Source organism: Undibacterium sp. Rencai35W, from assembly GCF_049340185.1.
Taxonomy (GTDB): domain Bacteria; phylum Pseudomonadota; class Gammaproteobacteria; order Burkholderiales; family Burkholderiaceae_D; genus Undibacterium.
This window is the reverse complement of record NZ_JBMPPC010000010.1, coordinates 1-26,443: the sequence shown is the minus strand read 5'-3', so window position 1 is coordinate 26,443 and position 26,443 is coordinate 1. Positions and strand designations below refer to the sequence as shown.

Sequence of the window (26,443 nt, the reverse complement as noted above, 5' to 3'; positions counted from 1 at the left end):
GCTTAATCCGATTTTATGTCAATTTGACATTGATTGTGGCGGCTATATTGGCGTTTTTGCTTAGGAATCTCTTAATATTACGTAGAGAAGTAAATCGGCAGATGAGTCCGGACTATACCCGTTCAGCATCATATGCGTGTCCGGTTAAGCGCTTGCTTATGGCTAGCTTACAGGCTGGCAGTCTCTGGTCCGACCTCCGATAATTGCCAGAAGTTCCACAGACGGTATGCAAATGCCCTGTTTTTCGACTACAGTATTGGCTTATTCGTTTATAGAAAGTGTGTGTTGGATAACCTTTTGCTGGTGATTGCCGCGCTGTTGTTGGTGGTATTAAATGGTTTTTTTGTTGCTGCTGAATTTGGCCTGGTGAAATTGCGTCAGACTCGGGTTCGCAGTATTGCCAAAACGGGTGGAGTTCGCGGACGTTTGCTGGGCACGGTGCATCAACATCTGGATGCCTATCTTTCTGCGTGCCAGCTGGGTATTACGCTGGCGTCACTGGGTTTGGGGTGGATCGGTGAGCCGGCGTTTGCCCGGTTGCTGGAGCCACTGCTGGTGACTATCGGTGTGAACTCGCAAGAGCTGATACATGGGATTTCTTTCTTCTTCGCCTTTTTCGTCATTTCCTTTTTGCATATTGTCGTCGGTGAGCTGGCGCCTAAATCGATGGCGATCCGCATGCCTGAACGCGTTTCACTGTGGACGGCCCCAGCCTTGTATGCGTTCTATTGGGTCATGTACCCGGCGATCTGGACCCTGAATTTTAGTGCGAACAAAGTATTGAAATGGTTGGGTCTGGATGCCACGCACGGTAGCGATGCGCATTACTCTCCGGATGAACTCAAGCTGATTTTGCGCGGTAGTCATGGCAGTAAAAAACTGACGCCTGATGAGTGGAGCATCATGGCGCAGATGCTGGATTTTGGTGATCTGGAGGTGTCTGACCTGATGCGTCCGTTCAGCGAAGTGGTCGCTATGTACAAGGATCAAAGCCTGGCTGACAACATGGAAACCGCCTACCGCAACCGTTTCAGCCGCTATCCGTATCTTGATGCTGACGGTGAGACGGTACTGGGAATGTTGCATCTGAAAGATTTATTTTTGGCGCAGCAAAGCGGTAAGACGCTGGACGATTTAAGTGATCATTTGCGTCAGGTGGAATTTGTTCCGCCGACCATGCCTGCGCTTGAATTATTTCGTCGCTTCCGCAAAGGTGCGCCGCATTTTGCGATCGTCGGTTACAAAGAAAGTAAGCCGCTTGGTTTTCTGACGCTCGACAATCTGCTCGGTGCGCTGGTCGGCCAGATACGTGATGAATTCCGCCTGAATGAAAACGACTGGGTGACGCTGGATGATGGCACCTTGATGGGTAAGGGGAGCTTGCCTTTGTTCACGCTGGGTATTGCACTCGGCATTGATCTCGATAGCGAAGAGGTTGAGTCGATAGGCGGCTTGATCATGCATACACTCGGCGATCTGCCAACGGAAGGCCAGAAAGTAGAGTTCGAGCGGTTTGACGCCGTCGTCAAAAAGATGAATGGACCGCGTATCGTCTTGGTACGCATCTATCCGAAACAAAGTCCCTGATCAGATTTTGTCCCGCTCAGGGATGATGTTATGCGCTTATTTTTGCAGACTTATTTTTTGATGCTGCAAGTCGATAAACCAAAAGGCAGATAGGCCGGACAAAAGCGGAATGTTCCCGTCAAAACCGGCACGATGCCTAGCCATCCCCACATCCCGATGAACCCGGTCAGGCTTGCGCCTATGAGTCCCAGTCCCGCGATAATGCGTACCCATCTGTCGGTATTGCCTACGTTGATTTTCATGTTGTGCTCCTTGGTGAAAATTTTCATTTCCTGAACAGATAAATTCAGTGCATCGCTTACGCACTGAATTTGTTTTTGTGATGCTTAAATTCCATTCAGCGGGATTTTTAAATAACAGATGCCGTTATCTTCTTTTGGCGGCAGTGCGCCCGCACGGATATTCACCTGTACCGATGGCAAAATCAGTACCGGCATGTCAAGACCTGCATCGCGCTTGGTGCGCATAGCGATGAAGGCACTTTCACTTACGCCGTCATGCACATGGATATTGTGATGACGCTGATCTGCTACCGTACACATCCATTGCACCTCACGTTCGTCTGGCGGGTAGTCATGACACATAAATAACCGGGTCTGCTCTGGCAGCGCCAATATTTTTTTGACTGATTGGTACAGCATGCGCGCATCGCCACCGGGGAAGTCGCATCGTGCTGTGCCGACGTCTGGCATGAATAAGGTATCACCGACAAAGACGGCATCACCGATCTGATACGCCATGTCGGCAGGTGTGTGACCGGGGACAAACAGTGCTCTGGCTGTCAGATCGCCGATTTGAAACTCTTCGTCCTCAGCAAATAGATAATCGAATTGCGAACCATCAACCGCGAAGCCGGGTTCCAGATTGAACAAGGCTTTAAATACTTTTTGCACCTGATGAATATGCGCACCGATGGCGATCTTGCCGCCGATTTTTTCTTGCAGATAGTGCGCCGCAGACAGGTGGTCGGCGTGAGCGTGAGTTTCTAAAATCCAATCTGATGTCAATTGATGAGCGTGGAGAAAGTCTAGTATCTGATCCGCAGACGTGGTGCTGGTGCGTCCGGATTTGTGGTCGTAATTGAGCACGCTATCGATGATGGCAGCATGTCCGCCATCCCTGTCGAAGACCACATAGCTAACCGTGAAAGTCGTTTTGTCAAAGAAGGCCTGAATATGCGCCTCGGTTGGGGGCGTTGACGTCAGGATGTTTGCTGCAGGTTCCATATTCTACTCAATGACAATATATTGACTTACATAATATCAAAATATAGAATGTAGTCAAATACATTGCTTTAATTTTTTATGCCAACTGATCAAGTCATTGAGATAGCGCAAATGCGCATTGCGGCGCAGGCCGCTACCAGCACCTTGCGTGCCCTGGCGAACGAGGATCGTTTGCTTTTGTTATGTCAGCTTAGTCAGGGAGAAAAATCCGTTAGCGAGCTGGAAGAATTGCTCGACCTGCATCAGCCTAGTTTGTCGCAGCAACTCGGTGTGTTGCGCGCTGAGGGTTTGGTTGATACGCGCCGTGATGGGAAACGTATTTATTATTCAGTCGCCGACCCTAAGGTCTTGCATCTGCTGGAGCTGATGTACGCTTTATATTGCCCTAAATAATACATACTTGGGGTGAGTATATTTTTTACACCTATTAAATAAAACGGATTAAGTCATATTTTTCATAAATTAATGGGGAGTATGTAATGAAAGGGATATTCAGATGACGATTGCATGGCAGGTATTTACCCCGTGGACTGCTCTCACAGGCGGCGCCCTGATTGGCCTGGCGGCGGCTTTATTGATGAGCTTTAATGGCCGTATTGCGGGTATCAGCGGGATTGTTGCTGGTCTGTTGCAGCCTGCACGCGGCGAGTGGCAATGGCGTGCAGCGTTTGTTACTGGCCTACTCATGGCACCGTTGCTGTTTCGCTTGTTTGCAACGTTGCCCGCCGCAACGATCGATGCTGACTGGCTGACGGTGGTGATTGCGGGTCTGCTTGTGGGTGTCGGTACGCGTTACGGATCGGGCTGTACCAGCGGCCATGGTGTTTGTGGTTTGTCGCGTTTTTCTCTGCGTTCACTGGTGGCGACGATGGCGTTCATGGCATCTGGATTTGTCGTGGTGTACGTAGTGCGCCATGTGTTGCTGCATCTAATGCAGCACGGCGCGGGAGCCGCATGATGACGATCTTGTTTGCCTGGATTGCCGGTTTGATTTTTGGTGTCGGCCTGATCGTTGCTGGTATGGCTGATCCCGCAAAAGTAGTGGGGTTTCTGGATCTGACAGGTCGCTGGGACCCGTCTTTGGCACTGGTCATGGCGGGGGCGATTGTGGTCGCCAGCGTGACGTTTGAGTTTGTTAGGGCCTGGCAAAAATCGGTATTGGGTTTGCCTTTAATGATACCGGCCATTACCTTGATTGACCGTCGGCTGGTGGCCGGTAGCCTGCTGTTTGGTGCCGGATGGGGACTGGCTGGAATCTGCCCGGGGCCTGCGATTGTGCTACTGGGTGCCGGTGTGGCGAAGGGGCTGGTATTTGTCGTCGCGATGCTGGCGGGGATGGGACTCTTTAACTTGCTGGAGCGTCAGCGTCCTTAGTTTTTTTGTGGTGATCGTCCCGAGTTGAGGGCGAATCACTTTTTTGCTTCGCCCGAGAAACATAATTTTCTCTAGTCAATTTTCCTCAAAAATGAGCACTCTGATTGCTTTATTCATTGGCCTGATTGTCGGCGCTATCATGGGCTTGACCGGCGCTGGTGGCGGCATTATTGCTGTTCCCGCGCTGGTGCAGGCGATGGGATGGCAAATGCAACAGGCGATGCCGGTTGCCTTGCTGGCTGTCACTGCCGGTGCCGTGGTCGGCACGGTAGAGGGTTTCCGCAAAAAACTGGTGCGCTACCGTGCCGCGATTGTCATGGCTCTGGTGGGGATGCCGTTGACGACTGCCGGTGTCCTGGCCGCACAAACACTGCCACAGAGCTGGTTGATGACTGTATTTGCCGGGATTTTGTTGATTGTTGCTGTGCGTCTGTTCAGGCATTCTGCGCAGGCGGCATCGCATCCGTCAGATGCGCAAGCACCGCCGCTTTTGTGTATTAATAATGTGACGGGACGATTTGACTGGACGCTGACAACTAGCCTGGTGATCGCCGGTATCGGTGGCATTGCAGGATTCGTGACGGGATTGCTCGGTGTCGGCGGTGGTTTTGTGGTTGTGCCGATGTTGCGCCGCTATACGAATCTCAGCATGCATGGGGCGGTGGCGACGTCTTTGCTAGTGATTGCACTGGTGGGAAGCGCCGGTGTGGCTAGTGCGGTCATGCACGGCGCGGTGATTCCGCTAGAGTTCACGGCGTTTTTTATGCTGAGTTCGGCGTTGGGCATGCTGGCAGGACGCTATATCGGACGGCATTTGCGGGAGCACACGGTACAGATTGCCTTTGCTGGATTGCTGGTACTGGTTGCGCTGAATTTCATTTATCGCGTTGTCACGGCATAAGTTTGTTTTAGGTAGCCTTGTAAAAAGCCTGCGCTGTAACTTCAACGATCACAACGACAACGACAACCACAGCGACCGCAATGCCTGATCTCCTTGCATCGCCTGCATCGCCACCTCAGCATTTTCATCTGCAACGGCTGTCATCGAAATTAATTGTCTGTCGCTGGAATAAATTCCCGAGTTTTTGCGTATACCTAGTTGTAACGCTCTTGTTATGAATGAATTTAACGATGAACTCAATGATGAATCTGGAGATATGATGAAAATTTCGCACTTGGTAGCGGCTCTGCTGACCTCTCTTTCGCTCGCTAGTGTTGCATTAGCCGCCGATGTACCAGTCAAAAAATCCGGCGATATTCTGGTGAGCCAGGCTGGCATGACGTTGTACACTTTTGATAAAGATGTCACCGGTAACGGCAAAAGCGTCTGTAACGATGCCTGCCTGACACTCTGGCCTGCATTGACGGCAGCCGCCGGTGCAACTGGTAGTGGTGATTACACCGTCATCACGCGCGACGATGGTAGTAAGCAATGGGCATATAAAGGCAAGCCGCTGTATATGTTTGCAAAAGATAAGCAAGAGGGCGATCGCACTGGCGATAACGTGAAAGAAATCTGGCACGTCATTAAAAACTAAGGACACTACCGTCAATGGCATTAGCTGATCTCACCGCGTTAATGACCGACTGCTTGCCGCGCCTGCGACGTTATGCGCGGGCGTTGGTGGCAGATAGAGTGCTTGCCGATGATCTGGTACAGGACACGCTGGAGCGCGCATGGCTGAAGCGTGCACAATGGCGCGCAGGCGGTGATATCCGGCCATGGTTATTTGGCATCATGCACAACCTGTATGTGACGCAGGTCAGACAAGGTTCTTTGCAACTGATCGATATGGAGCAAGTCGCAGAGGACAATCGCAACGCAGACGGGCAGGAAACGGTAGAAAGTTCGACTCGTGCAACACAAAGTGACCGTCTGGAGATGCATGATTTGCATACTGCGTTACGCATGCTGCCGCGAGAGCAGCGCGCAGTTTTGTTGCTGGTTTCGCTAGAGCAGATGGATTACAAAGAGATCGCGCTGGCCTTAGATATTCCGCTCGGCACTGTCATGTCGCGCCTGAGTCGCGGGCGCGAAAAATTACGGCTGTTGATGGCGACCAATGACACGCCTCAAACGCATAAAAATAATTCTGGAACATTACCCACATTAAAGGTTGTTAAATGATGTCGCCGTCCATTCCGAGCATATCTGAAAGCGATTTGCACGCCTATGTCGATGATGCATTATCCGATGCACGCCGGCACGAAGTTGCGCAATGGTTGGCGGAGCATCCGGAAGATCTGCTAAGAGTGCAAGCTTACCAATCGCAGAATGCCGGAATCCATCAGATCGTGGACGACGTACTCGACGAGCCAATTCCGCTGAGGCTGCAAGAGCAATTGTCTGCACAAAAATTGTCAGTACAAAGTCAGCGCTTTTTTTTATCGTACGGGTCTCTGCAACGGATCGCCGCAGGCATCCTATTCGCGGTGATATGTGGTGCAGGTGGCGGCCTGGCTGGCTGGAATTTGCATGCAACGCAGAACGCGGCCTTGGCAATCAACGAGCAGGGCCATTCCGCAGGTAATCAGGCTGACAATCAGACCGATAGTCTGCCCCATCGCGCCGCCATTGCGCACGTGGTCTACACGCCAGACGTCAAGCGTCCGGTCGAGGTCGGTTCGGATCAGGAAGAGCAATTGGTCAAGTGGTTATCGAAACGACTCGGCAGCCCGCTCAAGCCGCCGAAACTAAGCGCAAAAGGCTATGAACTGGTCGGCGGTCGCTTGCTGCCGGGCAGCTCCGGACCCGTGGCACAATTTATGTACCAGAACGCCTCGGGTCTGCGTTTGACCCTGTATGCGTCGAATGAAAACAAGAGTAACAAAGACACGGGTTTTCGTTATCTCAAAGAAGGTCAGGTTAGTGTGTTTTATTGGATAGACGGTCAGTTCGGCTACGCCCTGTCCGGCAATATTGACAAAGACAGCCTGTCGCAATTATCGATGCTGGTATTTGAGCAGTTGCAGCCAGGATCTGTGCCAATTCCGCCAGAGACTCAAGCTCGTTAATACGCTAAGTGACTAATAAAAATCCCCGGTCGTTTTCAGCGATTACCGGGGATTTTTTTATGCTATCTGGAAGTAACTTGCGACCTGTTTTTTATTCGCCTATGCCATGTGCTTGTTGATCTGCATGGTACGACGACCTCACCATTGCACCGACCGCTGCGTGGGCAAACCCCATTTTGTAGGCTTCTTCTTCAAACATTTTGAATACGTCGGGATGCACGTAACGGCGCACGGGCAGGTGATGTCCGCTTGGTGCCAGGTATTGACCGATGGTCAGCATATCGACATTATGGGCGCGCATGTCGCGCATGACTTGCAAGATTTCTTCGTCGGTTTCACCCAGACCGACCATGATGCCGGATTTTGTCGGTGTGTTGGGATGCTGTTCTTTAAAACGCTTGAGCAGGTTCAGTGAGTAGTCGTAATCTGATCCCGGACGTGCTTCTTTGTAGAGGCGTGGTGCGGTTTCCAGATTATGGTTCATGACATCGGGTGGTGCCATATTCAAAATTTCCAGGGCACGGTCCATGCGGCCGCGGAAATCTGGTGTCAGAATTTCGATGCGGGTTGATGGTGACAATTCTCGGATTTTGGTAATGCATTCTGCAAAATGAGCAGCACCGCCATCACGCAGATCATCACGATCGACGGAGGTGATCACGACGTAGCTGAGTTTGAGCGCAGCGATGGTTTTCGCCAGGTTCAGTGGCTCATTGACATCGAGCGGATCAGGGCGGCCATGACCGACGTCACAGAACGGGCAGCGGCGTGTGCATTTGTCACCCATGATCATGAAGGTCGCCGTGCCTTTGCCGAAGCATTCGCCAATGTTCGGGCAGGAGGCTTCTTCGCACACGGTTACCAGGTTGTTGGCGCGCAGGATGTCTTTGATTTCGTAAAAACGTGTGGTCGGCGAACCGGCTTTAACACGGATCCAGTCCGGTTTTGGCAGACGTTCCATCGGGACGATTTTGATCGGAATACGCGCGGTTTTACTGGCGCCTTTTTGTTTCTCAGTCGGATCGTATGCGGTGGTTGCTGCTGCGGAGACGGGTGTGTTTTCGGTTGTCATGGTGCTGAGTAATTACGAAGTCAAAAGGTCTTGCAAATGGTGAGCGAGGGTGTTCTGGACATCGTCCAGTGCTGCGCAGACACCCAGCGTTTTCATATCGACGGTGGCCAGACCGGCATAACCGCAAGGATTGATCCATGAGAATGGCGTCAGATCCATGTCGACATTCAATGACACGCCGTGATACGTACAGCCGTTGCCACGCACTTTAAGTCCTAGTGCAGCAATTTTGGCTCCGGCAAATTCGCCATTGCTGACATAGATGCCCGGCGCGCCGACCTTGCGCTCACCAGCAAGATTATACGCTGCCAGGGTGTCGATCACGGCTTGTTCTATCTTATTCACAAATTCACGTGCAAACAGGCGTGCCTTGGGATGGCTGCGGCGCAGATCCATCATGAGATAAATCACGACCTGGCCGGGGCCATGGTAGGTGACTTCGCCACCGCGATCGGTTTGTACGACGGGAATGTGATTGGGGGCCAGAACATGCGACTGATCCGCAGCAAGGCCCAGAGTGAATACGGGAGGATGTTCGACGATCCAGAATTCATTGGGGGTATCGGCGCTGCGTGCATCGGTAAAGGCGCGCATTGCATCGAAGCTGGCTTGATAATCTTCAAGACCGCGGCGCAGAATTCTGGGCGCGTTTGAAGACAGGCTGAGTTCTAAAATGTTTTCTGAGCTATTTTCTGGCATAGGGCGCTAGTTTAACAGTTCGCGCCCTTGCCGTTCGCAATTGCAGAGAATCAGGCAAATACTTGGTCGCGCAACTTTTGCGACAGTTTTTGCAAATAGCTGGCTACGTTCAGTGATGTGTGCTGCTGCATACTTGAGCCAGTAGTCGCTTCGACGACATTGGATAATTCAATCAAACTTGCTTGCTGATCCGATTCGATCACGATCAGGCGGTTTGCTGGCAGATTGACTGTATCACCGGCAGACAACCAGAAATCATGCTCTTCACCGGCAATCGTCAGCCAGACGCGACCGCACGCGATCTCGATGCGGCGTGCTTGTTCCAGCATGCCGGAAACGGTGTCACCGGAAGGAATGGTGTAAGATGGTTTTGCGAAATTATTTGTCATTTCAAAACTCCTTGCTTTGTGGCATTAAAATCAGCGTCATCGTGATTTGCAGAGAGTGAAAATCATTTGTTGCGCTGCGATAAAAGCATTGTAGGCGCTCAAATTGGATATGCAAAACGAGTAATTTTTGAATTGTTTGCTAATTTAATTCACATAGAGATGTGATTGCAATGCGTTTGATCCACAACAAAACGGAGTTCAAAAAGCGATGAGCGATTTTCGACGCTTGCCTAATTTGGCGGCACTGCGCGCGTTTGAGGCAGCGGCACGACATCAGAATTTTTCACGGGCTGCGGATGAGGTACATCTGACGCATGGTGCGATCAGTCATCAGGTCCGCGCTTTAGAGGAAGAGCTGGGCGTTGCGCTGTTCACCCGCCACGGCAAGCGCATTGCGATTACGCCGGATGGCGAGCAGTTCGCCAACACGATACGCACGGCACTGGGGGATATTGCCAAAGCGGCTGAGACGCTGAAGGTGAGGCAGCAGCAGCCAAGACTGGCGATCACGGCATTGCCTTCGTTTGCAGCGCGCTGGCTGTCGCCGCGACTGGGGCGATTTATTGAGCATTATCCGGATTTGGAAGTAAGTTTGCAGTCCAGTAATCAACTTTCTGATTTTAGCCGTGAGTCGATTGATATCGGGATCCGGTTTGGTCTGGGTAATTATCCGGGACTGGTGAGCGAGTTGCTGATGGGTGATTATTATTACCCGGTTGTGAGCCCCTACTATCACGGAGGGCAATTGCCTAAAACGCCTGCTGAGTTGGCGTCGTCCCATTTGCTGCGTTGTGATGAGGAGCCGTGGGAACCCTGGTTCCGCGCGGCAGGCTTGGATAATGAGGAGCCGACCAGCGGATTGGTGTTTCAGGACGCCTCAATTCTGTCGCGTGCTGCGGTGGACGGTCAGGGCATTGCTCTGGGGCGGCATGCGATTGTGCGGCCAGATATAGAAAGCGGGCTGCTGGTGCGTTTATTTGATATCGCCATCCCAAGTCCGGTGTCCTACCACCTGGTTTACGCAGCGCATGCCATGGAGAAGCCGCAGGTTAAAGCGTTTCGAGCCTGGTTACTGGAAGAAATTGGCAAGTAAATACCGCGATGATTTAATTACAGATACTCCCCTGATCAGGCATATAAAAAAGGCCCACTCCGCTTTATTGGCGCAGTGGGCTAAATTATACTGAGGAGGAGTATAGTCATACTCCGATAAGGATACAGATACGGATTGTCTGACGTAGGAGTCCGGTTTTTTACAACACGACTTTCACCATGTGATGTCCAGACAATTCGCGGTACAAATTATCCAGTTGTTCACGGCTGACAGCCCAGACAGTCACGGTGAGCGCCAGATACGTGCCTTTTGACGACGGACGCATTTCCAGTTTACCTGCATGAAAAGTCGGATCGTGCGATGTTACCAATTCCACCATGGTTTGCGCGAAGTCGTCGTGCATTACCCCCATGATCTTGATCGGGAACTCGCTTGGATACTCAATCAGGCTTTCAGCAGGATCGACAGGGGGGAGGATTTGGTTTGACATAGTAATAACTCAGAAAATTAAGCGGCTTTCGCTAGCTGGTAGGCCGCATACAGTTCCTGGTAGATGGGGCCGGGAACGCCTTTTCCAATAGTCTGCTCGTCTAACTTCACGACAGCAAGCACTTCTTTGGTTGCGGATGATAACAATACTTCATCGGCAGCGAACACTTCTTCACGTGTAATTTTGCGCGCTTGCAAGCTGATGCCATTCGCGGCGCACAGTTCTTCGATCAGGCCGTAACGGATACCTTCCAGTATCAGATTATCTTTTGGCGGTCCCGACAGTACACCGTCTTTGACGATCCAGACATTCGACGCTGATGCCTCGGTCAAAAAGCCATCGCGAAACTGGATGCTCTCGGTCGCACCGTGCTCCGCCGCGTTTTGCGCTGCCAGCACGTTACCCAGCAACGAGATCGACTTAATCTCGCAACGCAACCAGCGCTTGTCCTCCATCGACACGCAAGTTACCCCTTTGGCACGCACCGCGTCCGTTGGCAACACAATCGGATTGGTCATGATGAAAACAGTAGGCACGACTTCTTGAGGAAACGCATGCGCACGTTTTGCCACGCCACGAGTGACTTGCAGATACACCATCTGATCGTCAGCGGGATGGGCATCCATAACCCGCGCAATCAGCGCCAGCCAGCCCGCCTTGTCATGCGGATTAGGAATACCAATCGCCGCCAGACTGCGAAACAAGCGCGCCAGGTGCTGGTCAGCGCGAAACATCTTCCGCCCGTACACCGGAATCACTTCATAAATACCATCACCAAAAATAAAGCCACGATCCAGCACAGGGATTTTGGCGTCAGAGAGTGGCGTCAGGCTGCCGTTCAGATAAACAAGAGGATCATTCATGATGTGGTCAGTTATTGGTGGTGAAAAAGAGGATGCGTAAATTTTTACACAGAAGCTACTCTAAGGTTATGCAAATTAGGAATGAATTTGATGATGTCTTGGGCTTTATGTAACTAATTTGATCGTGCAGAAAGTAGCTAGTGACTGAATAAAACACCTTGCATTCCTCATATGTCTTAATTCATGATGCGTAAATTGCTTTTTTAGTCATAAATTTATGAAAAAAATTCTCTTTGCTATGTTTGGTTTTATCCCCCTAGCCCTGGCATTGACGCCTGATATATCGCATGCTGGCGAATGTAGTCCCGCTGGTACAACCAACCTAAATTTACCTGAGTCAAGACTGTTAATGTTCGGTGAGATTCATGGGACACAGGAAATTCCACGATTTGTTGGGCGTGTTGTGTGCGAACTCGCCACCGGAAAAAAGGCGCGTCCGGTTGTACTCATCATGGAAATCGCCAGTGAGGAACAAACAATCATTAATGCATATCTGAATTCAGATGGCACTTACAACGATGAGAGAAATTTACTATCAGGGCCGTTCTGGTCGCGATCAATGCAAGACGGGCGCTCTAGTATCGCCATGTTTGAATTGATTAAACTGATTCGTGAATTGAGGTATGCCGGTGCTAGTGTGAATCTTGTGGCGATGGATTTAGATGCAAACGATTGGGCCATTGTGGTTGCTGAAAAGGGCGATGTCGGAAATATGAGAGACAGTATCATGGCCCGGAATATCCAGAGTGCACAGAAAAAATATTCAGATGCCACTATCGTCACTCTGGTTGGTAACTATCATATCGATAAGCAAGTGCACCAGTCGGGAAAGACGAAGCGTGTTCCACTTGGATCGCATTTAGTTTCCTCAGGTGTGGTAACGCTTGATGTGGTAGCGGATGGCGGTATGGCATGGATATGCACGGGACAAAGCGCCGAGCCTACCTGCGCCCCCTCGATGGTTGGAAAAAAACGAAGAGTATCGGGATCACTCGCAGTGATCGAAACCGAACTTGGTGCAAATCCGGATGGTAGTTATTTTCTTGGCGCGACTACGGCATCACCACCAGCAATACAGTCTTTGATCGCCAAATAGTATATGCAGTTAAGAATATTTTATAACTGAAAAAGTATTTTCAAAATAAAAAAACGGAGCTGAAGTAGCTCCGTTTTTCATTGAAAAGGCTGGATTATTTAAACAGCAATCGCAGCGAATCCCATGCGCGTCCGAAGATGCTGGCTTGTTCGACTTGCTCAAGGGCTAGCACCGGAAATTCTGCGACGGGTTTGCCGTCTAACATCATTTTTACGGTGCCGACTTTGCCGTTCAGGGCAATCGGCGCGACCAGCGGGTCTTTGCGTTCGAGTGCAGGTTTTAGCTTGGCTGCGGCGCCTTTTGGCAAGGTCACATACAAATCACGGTTAAAGCCGATTTTGATCTGGGCTTGGGTGCCTTTCCAGATTTCTGGTGTGGCGATTGCCTGACCTTTTTCATAGAGTTTGACTGTGTCGAAATTCAGGAAACCCCAGTTCAATAGTTTGAGGCTTTCCTGTGCACGTACCTGATCGCTGGCGGTGCCGGTTACGACAGAAATCAGGCGGCGCTGGCCTGTGCCGTTGGGGCGGATGGACGAGGAGATCAGGCAGTATCCTGCGGCTTCGGTGTGACCGGTTTTCATGCCGTCGACAGTCGGGTCCAGCCACAGCAGGCGGTTGCGGTTTGGCTGTGTGATTTTGTTGTAGGTGTAGCTTTTGGTTGAGTAGTACGTTTTATAAAACTCAGGATGATCGGCGATCAGGCGTGCTGCCAGCGTGGATAAATCCTGGGCAGTTGAGTAATTTTCCGGACTGGGCAAGCCATGCGGATTGGCGAAATGACTGGATTTCAAACCGATACGATCTGCTTCACGATTCATTTGTACGACGAATGCGTCTTCGCTACCGGCGACTGCTTCAGCCAAGGCTACCGCCGCATCATTACCTGACTGGACGATCAGTCCATAGAGCAATTCATTGATGGTGACGGGCTTGTTGGGTTCGATAAACATTTTTGAGCTACTGGCGTCGACTTTCCAGGCGCGGGTTGAAACATTCACGCTCTGGTTGAGATCAAGCTTTTTTTCTTTGACAGCCGTGAACACCAGATAGGCGGTCATGATCTTGGTCAGCGACGCAGGCTCTATGCGCAGCGTCGGGTCTTGCGAGGCGATGACCTGATTGCTGGTCGCGTCGAGCAGCAGCCAGGATTTGGCGGCGATCGTTGGCGCTGGCAGACTTTGTGCTGTGGCGACCGGGGCGGTGAAAATACTGGTAGCGAGTGCGCTGATGCTGAGTAGTGATGCGAAGAATTTTTTCATTGAATCGGTAGTGAGCGGTATTAATGGGAAGACAAAAATAAATGCGAAAATAAATTGCAGAAATAAATGACTAAATTGAAGATATCTCAGGTTTATCCCACAAGTTGACTACATAGTTTTTGATATGTTGCAGCTTGCGATGAAAAAAATGATCCGCGCCCGGAATCACGATGACAGGAATGTCCTGCGGACGTGCCCAGTCAAACACAGCCTGCAAGGGGATCGTGTCATCGAGTTCGCCATGGATCAGTATCGTGTTTGCAGGGACGTCGGGCATCGGCCATTTTCCTGCAGCGGTACCGATCAGGGCGAGACGTTCCGCCGGTTTGCCTTGTGCGTTTAGTCGTTGCTGTAATTGTGACTGCACAAAGGTGCCAAAAGAAAATCCACCGAGCGCCAGCGGCAGCTCAGGATAGCGCTGGCGCATATGGGTGAGCAGCAGAGCCATGTCATCGGTTTCGCCAGCGCCATGGTCATGGACGCCTTCGGATTTGCCGACGCCGCGAAAGTTCATGCGGACGGCAACATAGCCAAGCGCGACAAAGGCGCGTGCCAATGTCTGGGCGATCTTGTTATCCATACTGCCGCCAAATAGCGGATGCGGATGTGCGACCAGTGCCAGCCCTCGCGGCGCGGCGAATTGTCCGGCATCCGGCAGATCGAGCGCGCATTCGAGTTGCCCGACTGCACCGCTGATCATGAAATGTTCAGTTTGGGCGTTCATGCTTAAATTTTTAACCGTTCAACAGTACGTCCGCCGACCAGATCGACCTCGATAATTTCATCAATATCGGATTGATCGACAAAGGTGTACCAGGTTCCTTGCGGATAGATCACCATGACTGGGCCTTCTTCGCAGCGATCCAGGCAGCCTGCTTTGTTGATGCGGATCTTGCCGTGCCCGTTCAGGTCAAGTTGCTTGATGCGTTTTTTTGCATGCTCTTGTGCCGCCTGAGCGCCACGATCCATGCAGCAGGGGCGACCGTCATCGCGGTGGTTCATGCAAAAAAACACGTGTTTTTCAAAATAGGGAGTGTCAGCCATGATATGTCGGTGTGTCTAAAGTGAGCCAGTATGATACACGCTAGCGAGGTAGTCAGACTTGATGCATGGGCGCTTTAGAAAAAAACCTGCTTACTTGCGTTCAGGTAATTTTCTGCTGAGCAAAATCCAAAGCGTCAGGAATGGCCATAACAAGGATAAAAACTGCGCGGCTCCGTTGAAGTTCAAGAATTTACCTTGCACCCAGGTCTGTAGTGTGACGATGAAATAAGGGTTGATCGGCACCAGATTCACAACGGTCAAACTAATTCCCAACATCAGGATCGCTAAGCGTCGCTGCACATGATGAGGTGCAAATGAAAAGCCATACAGCATGATCGCGGCAATCACCAGGCCGCCTTGCGCACCGGGAGTCAGCCAGGTGAAGGCGAATTCCGGTTTAAACAAGAGTGCGCTTGCCAGCGCCTTGGCGCAAATGGCGGCGACTAACAGTAATCCTGCCAGGCGAACTTTGGGCGCATGACGGTTCAAGATGGATAAGGCGATTAAGACCGCGCCGGTACAACCACAAGCCGTAATAATCGTCTCTGCGAGTAAAAATTGCTCAGGGCTCAGGTCGATGTCGTTGATCAGGAGGCTGCTGATATCAATCGACAAGTCAAAAAAATCGTTGATCCAGAACGACAGGATGGGCAGGATTTGCCCCAGTCCGAATAAATACGCTTGTGGATAAATCTGCGCCATCGGCCACAGGCTCAGCACCAGAATTTCTCTGCTGGCTTCGGTATACAGCCAGCGCTTTCGCAATAAACGCAGGCGGCCTTTTTCCAGTAAGAGCGGAATCATGAGTGCGCCGATGATGGCGCCAATAATGGAGCCGCCCGCATTGGTTAAAAAATCGAGCAGGGAAGTGACGCGGCTCGGCAGAAAGTACTGCGTGATCTCCATCGTCGCTGACAGCAGTGCACCACCGGCGGACGCAATCACGACCGACACACTGCGGCGGCACACGGGGTAGAGTGCGAACACAATCAGCATGCCAAGCGGGATGTAGCCCAGCACATTGGTCAGGGCGTCGAAGCTTGTCCAGTAACGCGGCCATTGCTGAATCACATCCAGTAAGGCGGCCAGATTATCGTTTTGCCAGCCCGAAAAAGGATACAGACTCGCATACATAATCAGGAACAGATACGCCATCAGTGCTGCTCTTGCGAACGGCGATGCCTGACGTTCGGCGATCAGCTCATCGAACGAGGTAGTCGGATCAGTGCTGATACTGTTTTCTTCCATCGGCGGTTGAGTAAGGGATAAAAGGAGTGTGACAAGAGAAAAGTGATCAGCTTAAAAAAGATCAGCGTAAAAATGATCCGTCTACAAGTGAACGCTAACAACCAAGTAGCGACTAGCGCAGTGCCAGAGTATTCAGCCATGCCAGCAGGTCGGCGATGACGGCATCGCTGGCGTTCATCATCGCCTTGGCGCCACCGGGCGCATCGGCGCTAGATGAGGCGATCTGCTGACTAAAACTGCGCTGCGCAAGTAGCGTGCGTCCTTTGATTACGCTTGCGCGGAGTTGGATTTGTGCAGTACTTGCCGAGCCGGAGCTAAAAACTTGTGAGAACTCATCGAGATCGATTTGTAGCAGCGGCAAGTTATTGACCCCATCGCGAGACGATACGACGCTGCCGCCAGCGTCGGCGATGCGCGCTTTTAAACGTTGCGCCAGCAATTGCGCCGGTGGCATGCTCCAGCGATGCAGAGAATACGGTCGTGTTTGCTGTGCGTTGTCGTATTCCAGGCGATATAGCATGGCCGTGCCGTCTAACGATGCCGGGGTATTGATGTCAGCGAGGCTAATGGCGAAATTCGCTGCAGTCGTTGTGCTTGGCGGTGTTGCTGTTGATGGTGCACTTAATCTGGCCGGTCCACTTGCCGGTATGGAGCCAAAATCATAGGCTTGTTTGACAGGTGCCGGACTTGCGCATCCTTGTAGCAGGAACAGACAGACCATCAGATTCAGCAGATAAGCGATATTTCGGTAATTCATGACAATTCCTTGGTTGCGGACTTGGCGTAACTTAGTAAGGCAATGAGTAAGCTAATTGGACGGCCCTGAGTCCATTATTTCGCCGGACTGAATCCGGCTTCACCCGGACCCGGCGGGGTCGTGGGATTGCCAAATAACAGACTTTGCGGGCGCTCGTTCAGCGCATCGCTAGTGCGATTGATCGAGCGCAAACTATTACGTGCGTCCGTGGTCACGGCATTGATTTTTGGCAGCGTGTCCTGACTGATGCCAGCGCTGATAAGCTCTACCGAGTTGTTTAGCCTGGCTAGCGGTCCGTCCGGTGCCTGCATGCTGATTGTGAACTGGTTCAAATTATTACTGAGCTTGCTGGCGTCGCCCGACAGTGTTTTAACGGCGACCAGCGTGCTTTGCGTTTGATCTGCCAGTGCGGGTAATTTATCTAAAGTCGGTCCTAGTCTGTCCGGTACTTTTTGCCATGCGGCGGCGGCCTTGCCGATGTTGTCGATCGCGCTGGCGATAGATTTTTGATTATCCGGATCCAGCAGCGTGTTGATGCGTTTAGTCAGTTCTTCGGTCTGCTTTAGTATCGCCATGCCGCGTTGTTCGAGATTTTGCATAATCCCGGGCCTGAGCGGAATGCGTGCGGGCGCATCGCTGCTGGCGGCAATTAAAGCACCATGCGGCGCATGGACGTTGTCTTCATCGAGCTGTACGTAAGCGATTCCTGTAATACCCTGATAACCGAGAGTGGCGTAGGTGTCGGGTGTGATCGGCGTGTCGCTGACGACATCGATTTTGAGCAAAATCTGACCTTGTACTGCGGGGTCGAAATTGATACTGCTGACATTGCCAACCTTGATCCCTTTATAGCGCACGGCAGCTTGCACGTTCAGCCCCGCAACAGAAAGCTTGGTGGCAATCTCATACGGTGTGCGTTTGATTTTATCCTTGCCCAGCCAGAGCGCGAACACGGCGGTCAGCACAAGCAGGGCGATGGTGAAAAAGCCCGCCATCAGGGCATGTGATCGGTTTTCCATTACGGCCTTGCTCCTTCAGCACCCGTAGGCGCAAACACTTCCATGGCACGCATGCCGCGACCACCAAGGAAGAATTTTTCAATAAATGGGTGTTTGAACGTGACGACCTCTTGCGGCGCACCGATGGTAACGACTTTTTTATCTGCGAGCACCGCAATCCGGTTTGATAGTGCGAACAAAGTATCCAGGTCATGCGTCACCATAACCACAGTCAGGTTCAGTTGCTGATGTAGTTCCTGAATCAGGCTGACGAAGCTGTCTGATCGATCAGGGTCCAGTCCGGCAGTCGGTTCATCCAGGAACAATAATTCAGGATCAAGCGCCAGAGCGCGAGCCAGTGCAATCCGTTTGATCATGCCGCCGGATAAGTCCGACGGCATTTTGCTCGCATGTTCAAAAGCGATTCCCGACATATGCAGTTTTAAATACACCATATCGGCGATCAGACTCTCGGACAAGGTGCCCATCTCGCGCATCGGCTGCGCGACGTTGTCGAATACCGTCAGCGCGGAATACAAAGCCCCATGCTGAAATAGCATACCCGAGCGACGTCGCAAAAAATCCAGATTATCTTCTTTGGGCGCGTGAATATCTTCATCAAATACCCGGATGGTGCCGCGCTTAGGTTTCTCTAGTCCTAGCATCTGACGCATCAGAACGGTTTTGCCCGAACCGGAGCCGCCGACGATAGAGAGAATCTCGCCCTGCATGACCTGGAGTTGCAGATTGTCATGCACCACGGCACGGCCGAATTGCGTGCGCAGTCCCTGAATATCAATCACCGGTCGTCTGGTAGTTGCTGTAGCATCGCCTTGCGGCTTCCCTTGGGCTGCATAGCTGGTCATGATTTTGTCCATCAGTAGCCGACCTTACTGAACATAATCGCGAATACGGCATCGGCGATGATCACGATTGTGATCGAGATGACGACGGAGCTGGTGGTACCTTGCCCCAGACTTTCTGTATTCGGTTTGATGCGCAAGCCAAAATGGCAGGCGACCAGCGCAATCAATATGCCAAACGTCACACCTTTCAATAAACCTATCCAATAGTTCACCAGCGCGACGGCCTCGGGCAGTTTGTGCAGAAAAAACTCTGGCGACATGCCCAGTCGATATTGTGCCGCGAGCATGCCGCCGATCAGCGCCATGACATCGGTCCAGATCACCAGCAAAGGCATTGCGATGGCAAGCGCTAGCACCCTTGGCATGATCAAGCGAAAACCGTGCGGTATACCCATGACCCGCATGGCATCGAGTTCTTCAGTGACACGCATGACGCCAAGCTGCGCCGTAATAGCTGAGCCTGAGCGACCTGCAACCAGTATCGCCGCAAGCAGTGGCCCTAGCTCGCGGATGATACTCATGCCGAGAATATTGACGATATACAGATCGCCGCCAAAAGTCCGTAATTGTTGTGCCGATAAATAGGACAGCACGATCCCGATCAGCACACCGACCAATGCTGTAATGCCTAGCGCCTGAAAACCGGTGCGATAGAGATTGGCAGAAATTTCTTTCCACGGACCTTTTAACGGATGACGCACAAAGCGCATAAGGTCCAGCATTAATTGACCGAGCAAAGCGACCAGGCCGATGGCATGTTCGAAGAAGCCCAGCATGATGACGCCGAGCCGCATGACGCGGGTCAAGCGCTCTTTGGGTGGGCGCGGTACCGGGAGTTTACTGACTTCTTCTAGTCTGACCAGCAATCCCTCGTGACAGGATTGCAGTGCCAGATGCTCAGGACGCAATTTGCCCCAGGCTTGCCACAAGAGTTGTGCACCGATGTGATCAAGTGCACTGATGCCGCTGAGATCCCAGTGCGCTGTGCCGTTGATGGGTAAAGACAGGTCATGCAATTGCTTGCTGATAATGTGCATGGTCTGGCGGTCACTCAAGGTATGCGCGCGCCAGGAGCCTGTCAGGCGTATCGTGACAGGCGAGGTCGGTTGAATAGTCAGAGCGGGGGGAATCTCACGAGGCATGCGGTCAGTGTAAGGGAGATTAGGTAGTGCAGCAAATGATGCTGCGAATAATTGCGCAAATAGTCGGTTAAATCACTGCGCTAATAACCTCGAAAATAATCCGGCAAGCGAGGTGGTTAGCGGCATACCAGTATTCTGGCGTGCAGTGCGTAATGCGTACACAAAATGGTGATGCATGTTGCGATGCACTGTACCGGCAGACGGTCAAGCTCAAGCCGGTGGGTATTAATCACATGTTTTGCGTTCTGCTTTGCCGGTGCAATACCTAAAATAATGCCTAAAGTAATACCTAAGGGCCGCACTGGTCTTTAGTTGTATGTCGTTAGTATACTGGTAGTGAGTATGCAATTATGTTGATTAAATCCGCAGTAAGCGCCTGCGGAATAAGCCTTTAATATCAGATACTCCCTATTTTTCTTGTGGTATGGGAGTCTTTTTGTCCATCACTTCGCGGCAGTCGCCTTTGAATGTGGCATTGTCATAATTCGTCCAGCCATAGCTGTCGACGTAGCGGATATGTGCCTGCAGTTTAGGATTTAAAAAACTCCATTCCAGCCGCTCTCCGGGATAGTGAATGTCTGCGAGATCGAGCAGGGAATGAAATACGTTTTCCGTTGAGAGTTTCGCGTTCTGGTGTTTGTGGAGCTGCGCAATTTTGTCGGGATGTTGTGCATGATAGGCGTCGGAATACCACATGAACGCAGGAATATGAAATTCGTATTGGGTATTGTGTCCGTGAAAAGCCAGATTGCAGGTGCCGTCATACAGGGTCTGTCCATGATCTGACACATACAGCATCGAGGTGATTTGTTCGCTTGCTTTAAGTTTTTGTATGACTTCGGACAGCATCCAGTCGGTGTACAGGATGGAGTTATCGTAGCTGTTGTTGAGCGCCTGCTTGTTTTTCAGGTCCGTGTAGGCCGGATTGGCGATGCCAAACAGCGATGGTTTCCAGTGGTCATATTCTTTCGGGTGACGATGGCTGTAGTTCCAGTGATTGCCGAGCGTATGCAGGACGATCAGTTTTTTCTGGGCGGGGTCGCGCATGGCGTTGCTCATTGGTGCTAACAGTACCTGATCAAAATTTGAGCTATTGGTGAAGCCACCTAGATTAAGAAATTGTGTGACATCGGCTTCTTTGGCAAACACCGAGGTCGGTGTGTCAAATTGACCGAAACTCATTTGATTCGATAGCCAGAAGGTTTTAAAACCAGCTTCTTTAAATGCGGTGATGAAGGATTTTTCAGAGAATCCTGCTTTCAGACTTTGCGCAGCGGGTTTGCGTGAGACGATGATAGGAACCGACAAGCGGGTTGCAGCAACGGCGGTAACGACATCGCTAAAACTGACCAGATTGCTTTCCAGTTTAAGTAAGGGATTGGTATCGCGCTCATAGCCGTTCAGGCTCCAGCGATCGTAGCGCGAGGATTCGCCGATGACCATGACGACGATCTGCGGCTTGCTCTGATCTCCGGTCTGGTGGGCTTTAAACTGGAATTCGCTGCTTTTGTCCGCAAGCTTCGAGAGGTAGCTGCGCTCATTCCAAAAGTCGACGCCGCGCACTGCCAGACCAAACGGCCAGGTGCGGGCAAACAGTTCTTCGTCATACGGGATGTTGGCCCAGTGTGGCAGCTTCGGGAGTTGCGGCAAGAGTTTTGCCCATTGTTTTTCCAGATATGACGACGCCTGTTGCGAGGATGCTGGGGATGACGCGTTGCTATCCTCGTCGTCTTCCTCTTCTTCGTTGTCGTCAGATGAGCTGGCTGTTCCGCCGGCAGAGCTGGGGATGGCACTGGCTGTAGCGCCGACTTTGGCTGGTGCTGGCTGAATGCCAATTTGCTGACCGTAGGTCCAAACAGCAATGCCTGACAAAATTGTAAATAATACGGGCCAGCGCGAGACGTGCGCCCAGTCCAGTGCCTTGGTTCGTTTGCTGAGTACCAGTACGCTCCACCACCAGGCAATCACGGCAATTGAAACGAGCAAAAGCAGCCAGGTTTTATTGCCGAGAAACTCCAGCGCTTCCTTTGGACTAGTCTCGGCAATGATGCCCAAATGGTGGGTCGAAATGCCTTGCCCAAAAAACAGGCGCAAATATATCTCTGTGGGGATCGCAAAAAAAGCGGGTAATAGCAGCCACTGAAACCAGCGCGGCCTTTTGCACAATGACCAGATTCCCAGCCAGGCAAATAATTCCAGCGTGATGATATGCCATGCCTGCTCGACGGGCTTTCCCTGCAAGAGAGAAAAGAAGGGGAGCGCGGACAAAAGAAAATAGCTGGCTAGAATAAATAAGGCAGCAGGCTGCAACAACGGCATAGCGATCCTGAGTGTGACATCTGATAAATGGAGCTGTTTAGCTAACCGGGGGAGCTGATCAGAACTAAATAGAGCGCGTAAATATAAATGATTTATGCACTCAGGTGCACCTGGCTTGAGGATTGTTACGAAAATCTTGACTCGGATTGAGTAAAACAAGTCCCGATATCCATACTTGTAATCCTTCAAAAACCATCTATTCTATAAGCCCCGTCTCGCAGCTGACGCACGTAGCTACTTGATTTGCCAGTAGCTTCCGGAAAAACAAACAGATTGACAGTCGCATTATTTAGGGTTTAAACTTGCGAGTTCTCGATTTTGGATGGTCTATGGCTAGCACGTTTTCTCGCAAAATGTGGTCGGCATACTAAATAAAAAATTGAGTTTGCCCAGTGAAATATCGGGCATAAAAATGGATTTAAGTCCCCGGGCAACCGTTTCCGGGATTGTGTTTTAACGTTGTATTTTGTTGGAATTAAGAGCGATGCCAACCATCAATCAACTGATTCGCCAGCCACGTGTTTCTGCACGTGTCAAGAGCAAATCTCCGGCGCTGGAAAACAGCCCGCAAAAACGCGGCGTATGTACCCGTGTTTATACTACAACCCCAAAAAAGCCTAACTCGGCTTTGCGTAAGGTTGCCAAAGTACGTCTGACTAACGGTTTCGAAGTGATTTCGTACATCGGCGGTGAAGGCCATAACTTGCAAGAACATAGCGTAGTGTTACTGCGCGGTGGTCGTGTAAAGGATTTGCCAGGTGTTCGTTACCATATGGTTCGCGGTGCTTTGGATACTCAAGGCGTTAAAGACCGTAAGCAAGCTCGTTCCAAATATGGTGCGAAGCGTGCTAAGGCTGTTAAGAAGTAATAATCTCGTAATTTAATCTCCGTAAGCTTTACGGATCAGTGTCGGTCCCGAATGGGTCGAGTAAGTGGTGAGCTATGATGGCTTGCCGCGAGTGTGGAGTGAATTGTTGCTCGATGCTCAACTGAAGATTGAAAGGAATTGAAATGCCACGTCGTCGTGAAGTCCCGAAACGGGACATTCTGCCGGACCCAAAGTTCGGCAATGTAGAAGTTGCAAAATTTGTTAACGTATTGATGTTGTCAGGCAAGAAATCTGTTGCTGAAGGCATTATCTACGGTGCATTCGATCACATCCAGCAAAAATCTGGTAAAGATCCACTGGAAGTATTTGCATTGGCAATTAACAACGCTAAGCCTCTGGTTGAAGTGAAGTCACGCCGTGTTGGTGGTGCTAACTACCAGGTGCCGGTCGAAGTTCGTCCAGTTCGTCGCTTGGCTTTGTCTATGCGTTGGTTGCGTGAAGCCGCTAACAAGCGTAGCGAAAAATCCATGCCACAACGTCTGGGTGGTGAATTGTTGGAAGCTGCAGAAGGTCGCGGCGGTGCAATGAAGAAACGCGATGAAGTTCATCGTATGGCAGAAGCAAATAAAGCTTTCTCCCACTTCCGTTTCTAAGAGTAAGAGTAGGGAGCTGTTGCGTTTAATTGAGGTGATGATTAATGCAGCAGTTCTGGCAAGTATTTTGAATCAGGCCGGGCGTAATTTTCACAAAAAATTGCGCTCGGTTTTGTCCATTAAAAGATTTAGGATTAGCTATGGCCCGTAAGACCCCCATTGAGCGCTACCGCAACATCGGTATTTCGGCTCACATTGATGCTGGTAAAACGACGACAACTGAACGCGTTTTGTTCTACACCGGTGTAAACCACAAAATCGGTGAAGTGCATGATGGCGCGGCTACCATGGACTGGATGGAGCAAGAGCAGGAACGTGGTATCACTATTACGTCCGCTGCGACAACATGCTTCTGGAAAGGCATGGCAAATAATTTCCCTGAGCATCACATCAATATCATTGATACGCCAGGTCACGTTGACTTCACAATCGAAGTTGAGCGTTCCATGCGTGTGCTGGATGGTGCCTGCATGGTTTACTGCGCGGTAGGTGGTGTGCAGCCTCAATCTGAAACTGTATGGCGTCAGGCGAACAAGTACAAAGTCCCGCGTTTGGCATTTGTCAACAAGATGGATCGTACTGGTGCGAACTTCTTCAAAGTGTACGAGCAAATGCGCGCACGCTTGAAAGCTAACCCAATTTTGATGCAAATCCCAATCGGCGCGGAAGAGAACTTCCTGGGCGTAGTCGATCTGGTCAAAATGAAGGCGATCTACTGGGATGACGCATCTCAGGGTATGAAGTTTGATTATCGTGATATCCCTGCAGAGCTGGCTGACCAGGCTGCTGAATGGCGCGAAAAAATGGTAGAAGCTGCTGCTGAAGCCAATGAAGAGCTGATGAATAAATACCTTGAAGAAGGTGATTTGTCTGAAGTTGAGATCAAAACAGCGATTCGTGCACGTACTATTGCTGCTGAAATCGTTCCAATGCTGTGCGGTACTGCGTTTAAAAACAAGGGTGTACAGGCGATGTTGGATGCGGTCATTGAATACCTGCCATCACCAGTGGATATTCCGCCAGTGTCTGGTTTGGATGAAGATGATGAGCCAACAACGCGTAAGGCAGAAGATACTGAGAAGTTCTCTGCTTTGGCATTCAAGATCATGACGGATCCGTTCGTTGGTCAGTTGATTTTCTTCCGTGTTTATTCTGGTACCGTGAAGTCGGGCGATACAGTCTATAACCCGAACAAGAATAAAAAGGAACGCCTGGGCCGTATTTTGCAGATGCATGCTAACCAACGTGAAGAAATCAAAGAAGTTCACGCTGGCGATATCGCTGCTGCTGTTGGTTTGAAAGAAGCGACAACTGGTGAAACTTTGTGTGATCCAGCATCGATCATCACTCTGGAGCGCATGGTTTTCCCTGAGCCAGTTATTTCTCAGGCTGTTGAGCCTAAGACTAAGGCTGATCAGGAAAAAATGGGCTTGGCTTTGAATCGTCTGGCACAGGAAGATCCTTCATTCCGCGTAAAAACGGATGAAGAATCTGGTCAGACCATCATCGGTGGTATGGGTGAGTTGCATCTGGAAATTATCGTTGATCGTATGAAGCGTGAATTCGGCGTTGAAGCGACAGTTGGTAAGCCACAAGTTGCATACCGCGAAACTATCCGCAAAACTTGCGAAGAAATCGAAGGTAAGTTCGTTAAGCAATCTGGTGGTCGTGGTCAGTACGGTCACGTCGTTCTGAAGATCGAACCGCAAGAACCAGGCAAAGGCTTTGAATTCGTTGACGCAATTAAAGGTGGTACTGTTCCTCGTGAATACATCCCTGCAGTTGAAAAAGGCGTTGTAGAAACTCTGGCTTCTGGTGTATTGGCTGGCTACCCAGTTGTTGATGTTAAGGTAACTTTGTTCTTCGGTTCTTACCATGATGTCGATTCCAACGAAAACGCGTTCCGTATGGCGGGTTCGATGGCGTTTAAAGATGGTTGCCGTAAAGCGAGCCCAGTTATTCTGGAGCCGATGATGGCTGTGGAAGTTGAGACGCCAGAGGATTACGCTGGTACAGTCATGGGTGACTTGTCCTCGCGCCGTGGTATGGTGCAAGGTATGGATGAGATCCCTGGTGGCGGCGGTAAGATCATCAAGGCAGAAGTGCCATTGTCCGAAATGTTTGGTTACTCGACCTCCTTGCGTTCAGCAACTCAAGGTCGCGCAACATATACGATGGAATTCAAGCACTACTCCGAAGCGCCGAAAAACGTTATCGACGCAATCGTGACGGCAAAAGCGAAGTAATTTAAGCTGAAATAAGTAAGTATCTGAAAAGCCCGCCTCATGCCGAGGTGGGCACATTATTGATAAATCGTTCTTTTTGAAGGAAGAATAAAATGGCAAAAGGTAAGTTTGAACGCACCAAGCCGCACGTCAACGTAGGCACAATTGGTCACGTTGATCACGGTAAAACCACTCTGACAGCAGCGATTGCGACAGTATTGTCCAAGAAATTTGGC

Annotated in this window: 30 protein-coding genes; 14 read left to right on the top strand and 16 right to left on the bottom strand. The window is 50.8% G+C overall.

Going from position 1 to position 26,443, the window contains the following annotated elements:
- Positions 1 to 285 precede the first annotated feature (285 nt).
- A complete protein-coding gene (locus tag ACO0K3_RS18140; protein WP_422961354.1) occupies positions 286 to 1,587 on the top strand; it encodes a hemolysin family protein in 1,302 nt (433 codons plus the stop codon).
- 50 nt (positions 1,588 to 1,637) lie between these two features.
- Here the strand turns inward: ACO0K3_RS18140 and ACO0K3_RS18135 are convergent, their stop codons facing one another.
- Both ACO0K3_RS18135 and ACO0K3_RS18130 read right to left on the bottom strand, forming a co-directional pair.
- Entirely contained in the window at positions 1,638 to 1,829 is a 192-nt protein-coding gene (locus ACO0K3_RS18135; RefSeq protein ID WP_422987041.1) for a YgaP family membrane protein, read from the bottom strand.
- Positions 1,830 to 1,913: 84 nt separating this feature from the next.
- Complete coding sequence (locus ACO0K3_RS18130) at positions 1,914 to 2,813, bottom strand: MBL fold metallo-hydrolase (RefSeq protein WP_422987039.1); 900 nt, start codon at positions 2,811 to 2,813, stop codon at positions 1,914 to 1,916.
- A gap of 78 nt (positions 2,814 to 2,891) precedes the next feature.
- Here ACO0K3_RS18130 and ACO0K3_RS18125 point away from each other — a divergent pair, with 78 nt between their 5' ends.
- The 7 genes from ACO0K3_RS18125 to ACO0K3_RS18095 all read left to right on the top strand — a co-directional run bounded on the left by ACO0K3_RS18125 (position 2,892) and on the right by ACO0K3_RS18095 (position 7,202).
- Positions 2,892 to 3,206 carry a metalloregulator ArsR/SmtB family transcription factor gene (locus tag ACO0K3_RS18125; RefSeq protein WP_422987037.1) on the top strand — a complete coding sequence of 105 codons (315 nt, stop codon included), beginning with the start codon at positions 2,892 to 2,894 and terminating at the stop codon, positions 3,204 to 3,206.
- Positions 3,207 to 3,309: 103 nt separating this feature from the next.
- Positions 3,310 to 3,771 (top strand): YeeE/YedE family protein, encoded by a 462-nt coding sequence (locus ACO0K3_RS18120; RefSeq protein WP_422987035.1) that lies wholly within the window; start codon positions 3,310 to 3,312, stop codon positions 3,769 to 3,771.
- Positions 3,771 to 4,187, top strand: a complete 417-nt coding sequence (locus ACO0K3_RS18115; protein WP_422987126.1) for a DUF6691 family protein — start codon at positions 3,771 to 3,773, stop codon at positions 4,185 to 4,187. Before ACO0K3_RS18120 ends, ACO0K3_RS18115 begins: the two co-directional genes overlap by 1 nt.
- A 91-nt stretch (positions 4,188 to 4,278) precedes the next feature.
- Positions 4,279 to 5,088 carry a sulfite exporter TauE/SafE family protein gene (locus ACO0K3_RS18110; RefSeq protein WP_422987033.1) on the top strand — a complete coding sequence of 270 codons (810 nt, stop codon included), beginning with the start codon at positions 4,279 to 4,281 and terminating at the stop codon, positions 5,086 to 5,088.
- Between the two features lie 214 nt (positions 5,089 to 5,302).
- Positions 5,303 to 5,725 carry a hypothetical protein gene (locus ACO0K3_RS18105; protein ID WP_422987031.1) on the top strand — a complete coding sequence of 141 codons (423 nt, stop codon included), beginning with the start codon at positions 5,303 to 5,305 and terminating at the stop codon, positions 5,723 to 5,725.
- Positions 5,726 to 5,739: 14 nt separating this feature from the next.
- Positions 5,740 to 6,315 (top strand): RNA polymerase sigma factor, encoded by a 576-nt coding sequence (locus ACO0K3_RS18100; RefSeq protein ID WP_422987029.1) that lies wholly within the window; start codon positions 5,740 to 5,742, stop codon positions 6,313 to 6,315.
- Positions 6,312 to 7,202 (top strand): anti-sigma factor family protein, encoded by an 891-nt coding sequence (locus ACO0K3_RS18095; RefSeq protein ID WP_422987027.1) that lies wholly within the window; start codon positions 6,312 to 6,314, stop codon positions 7,200 to 7,202. Before ACO0K3_RS18100 ends, ACO0K3_RS18095 begins: the two co-directional genes overlap by 4 nt.
- Before the next feature lie 91 nt (positions 7,203 to 7,293).
- Here the strand turns inward: ACO0K3_RS18095 and lipA are convergent, their stop codons facing one another.
- From lipA to ACO0K3_RS18080, 3 genes are read right to left on the bottom strand one after another with little or no spacing between them, the layout of a single operon-like run.
- Positions 7,294 to 8,274: a lipoyl synthase gene (gene lipA / locus ACO0K3_RS18090; protein WP_422961276.1), complete on the bottom strand. Its 981-nt coding sequence runs from the start codon at positions 8,272 to 8,274 to the stop codon at positions 7,294 to 7,296.
- A gap of 12 nt (positions 8,275 to 8,286) precedes the next feature.
- A complete protein-coding gene (lipB, locus tag ACO0K3_RS18085) occupies positions 8,287 to 8,973 on the bottom strand; it encodes a lipoyl(octanoyl) transferase LipB (protein ID WP_422987025.1) in 687 nt (228 codons plus the stop codon).
- Positions 8,974 to 9,023: 50 nt separating this feature from the next.
- Positions 9,024 to 9,362, bottom strand: coding sequence for a DUF2917 domain-containing protein (locus ACO0K3_RS18080; protein ID WP_422987023.1), 339 nt, complete (start codon positions 9,360 to 9,362; stop codon positions 9,024 to 9,026).
- A gap of 208 nt (positions 9,363 to 9,570) precedes the next feature.
- On the opposite strand from ACO0K3_RS18080, the gene gcvA reads away from it, so the two are divergent.
- Positions 9,571 to 10,455 carry a transcriptional regulator GcvA gene (gene gcvA / locus ACO0K3_RS18075; protein ID WP_422954743.1) on the top strand — a complete coding sequence of 295 codons (885 nt, stop codon included), beginning with the start codon at positions 9,571 to 9,573 and terminating at the stop codon, positions 10,453 to 10,455.
- Positions 10,456 to 10,615: 160 nt separating this feature from the next.
- On the opposite strand, the gene ACO0K3_RS18070 is transcribed toward gcvA, so the two are convergent.
- Together ACO0K3_RS18070 and ACO0K3_RS18065 are read right to left on the bottom strand one after the other, a co-directional pair.
- Entirely contained in the window at positions 10,616 to 10,906 is a 291-nt protein-coding gene (locus ACO0K3_RS18070) for a DUF493 family protein (protein WP_422987021.1), read from the bottom strand.
- 17 nt (positions 10,907 to 10,923) lie between these two features.
- Positions 10,924 to 11,769 (bottom strand): D-amino acid aminotransferase, encoded by an 846-nt coding sequence (locus ACO0K3_RS18065; protein WP_422987019.1) that lies wholly within the window; start codon positions 11,767 to 11,769, stop codon positions 10,924 to 10,926.
- A 217-nt stretch (positions 11,770 to 11,986) separates the two neighbouring features.
- Between ACO0K3_RS18065 and ACO0K3_RS18060 the strand changes: the two genes are divergently transcribed.
- On the top strand, positions 11,987 to 12,865 hold the full coding sequence (locus ACO0K3_RS18060; RefSeq protein WP_422987017.1) for a hypothetical protein: 879 nt from the start codon (positions 11,987 to 11,989) through the stop codon (positions 12,863 to 12,865).
- Between the two features lie 94 nt (positions 12,866 to 12,959).
- Here ACO0K3_RS18060 and ACO0K3_RS18055 read toward each other — a convergent pair whose 3' ends face one another.
- The 9 genes from ACO0K3_RS18055 to ACO0K3_RS18015 all read right to left on the bottom strand — a co-directional run bounded on the left by ACO0K3_RS18055 (position 12,960) and on the right by ACO0K3_RS18015 (position 22,500).
- Positions 12,960 to 14,126, bottom strand: a complete 1,167-nt coding sequence (locus ACO0K3_RS18055; RefSeq protein ID WP_422987015.1) for a D-alanyl-D-alanine carboxypeptidase family protein — start codon at positions 14,124 to 14,126, stop codon at positions 12,960 to 12,962.
- Between the two features lie 70 nt (positions 14,127 to 14,196).
- Positions 14,197 to 14,850: an alpha/beta hydrolase gene (locus tag ACO0K3_RS18050; protein ID WP_422987013.1), complete on the bottom strand. Its 654-nt coding sequence runs from the start codon at positions 14,848 to 14,850 to the stop codon at positions 14,197 to 14,199.
- A gap of 2 nt (positions 14,851 to 14,852) precedes the next feature.
- Positions 14,853 to 15,170 carry a (2Fe-2S) ferredoxin domain-containing protein gene (locus ACO0K3_RS18045; RefSeq protein WP_422954735.1) on the bottom strand — a complete coding sequence of 106 codons (318 nt, stop codon included), beginning with the start codon at positions 15,168 to 15,170 and terminating at the stop codon, positions 14,853 to 14,855.
- A gap of 90 nt (positions 15,171 to 15,260) precedes the next feature.
- A complete protein-coding gene (locus tag ACO0K3_RS18040) occupies positions 15,261 to 16,418 on the bottom strand; it encodes a VanZ family protein (RefSeq protein WP_422987011.1) in 1,158 nt (385 codons plus the stop codon).
- A 112-nt stretch (positions 16,419 to 16,530) separates the two neighbouring features.
- The gene (locus ACO0K3_RS18035) at positions 16,531 to 17,175 is read right to left on the bottom strand and encodes an ABC-type transport auxiliary lipoprotein family protein (RefSeq protein ID WP_422987009.1); all 645 of its coding nucleotides are present in this window, start codon (positions 17,173 to 17,175) and stop codon (positions 16,531 to 16,533) included.
- A gap of 74 nt (positions 17,176 to 17,249) precedes the next feature.
- Entirely contained in the window at positions 17,250 to 18,194 is a 945-nt protein-coding gene (locus ACO0K3_RS18030) for an MlaD family protein (RefSeq protein WP_422987007.1), read from the bottom strand.
- A complete protein-coding gene (locus ACO0K3_RS18025) occupies positions 18,194 to 19,039 on the bottom strand; it encodes an ABC transporter ATP-binding protein (protein ID WP_422987005.1) in 846 nt (281 codons plus the stop codon). Before ACO0K3_RS18025 ends, ACO0K3_RS18030 begins: the two co-directional genes overlap by 1 nt.
- Before the next feature lie 11 nt (positions 19,040 to 19,050).
- A complete protein-coding gene (locus ACO0K3_RS18020) occupies positions 19,051 to 20,181 on the bottom strand; it encodes an MlaE family ABC transporter permease (protein WP_422987003.1) in 1,131 nt (376 codons plus the stop codon).
- 408 nt (positions 20,182 to 20,589) lie between these two features.
- Positions 20,590 to 22,500, bottom strand: coding sequence for a phosphoethanolamine transferase (locus tag ACO0K3_RS18015; protein ID WP_422987002.1), 1,911 nt, complete (start codon positions 22,498 to 22,500; stop codon positions 20,590 to 20,592).
- Positions 22,501 to 22,984: 484 nt separating this feature from the next.
- Here ACO0K3_RS18015 and rpsL point away from each other — a divergent pair, with 484 nt between their 5' ends.
- From rpsL to ACO0K3_RS17995, 4 genes are all read left to right on the top strand, one after another.
- Positions 22,985 to 23,368 carry a 30S ribosomal protein S12 gene (gene rpsL / locus ACO0K3_RS18010; protein WP_110258019.1) on the top strand — a complete coding sequence of 128 codons (384 nt, stop codon included), beginning with the start codon at positions 22,985 to 22,987 and terminating at the stop codon, positions 23,366 to 23,368.
- Between the two features lie 143 nt (positions 23,369 to 23,511).
- Positions 23,512 to 23,982 carry a 30S ribosomal protein S7 gene (gene rpsG / locus ACO0K3_RS18005; protein WP_262838688.1) on the top strand — a complete coding sequence of 157 codons (471 nt, stop codon included), beginning with the start codon at positions 23,512 to 23,514 and terminating at the stop codon, positions 23,980 to 23,982.
- A 140-nt stretch (positions 23,983 to 24,122) separates the two neighbouring features.
- Positions 24,123 to 26,228 carry an elongation factor G gene (fusA, locus tag ACO0K3_RS18000; RefSeq protein WP_422954728.1) on the top strand — a complete coding sequence of 702 codons (2,106 nt, stop codon included), beginning with the start codon at positions 24,123 to 24,125 and terminating at the stop codon, positions 26,226 to 26,228.
- A 92-nt stretch (positions 26,229 to 26,320) separates the two neighbouring features.
- A partial coding sequence (locus tag ACO0K3_RS17995; protein WP_017454492.1) for a GTP-binding protein occupies positions 26,321 to 26,443 on the top strand: 123 nt, incomplete at its 3' end.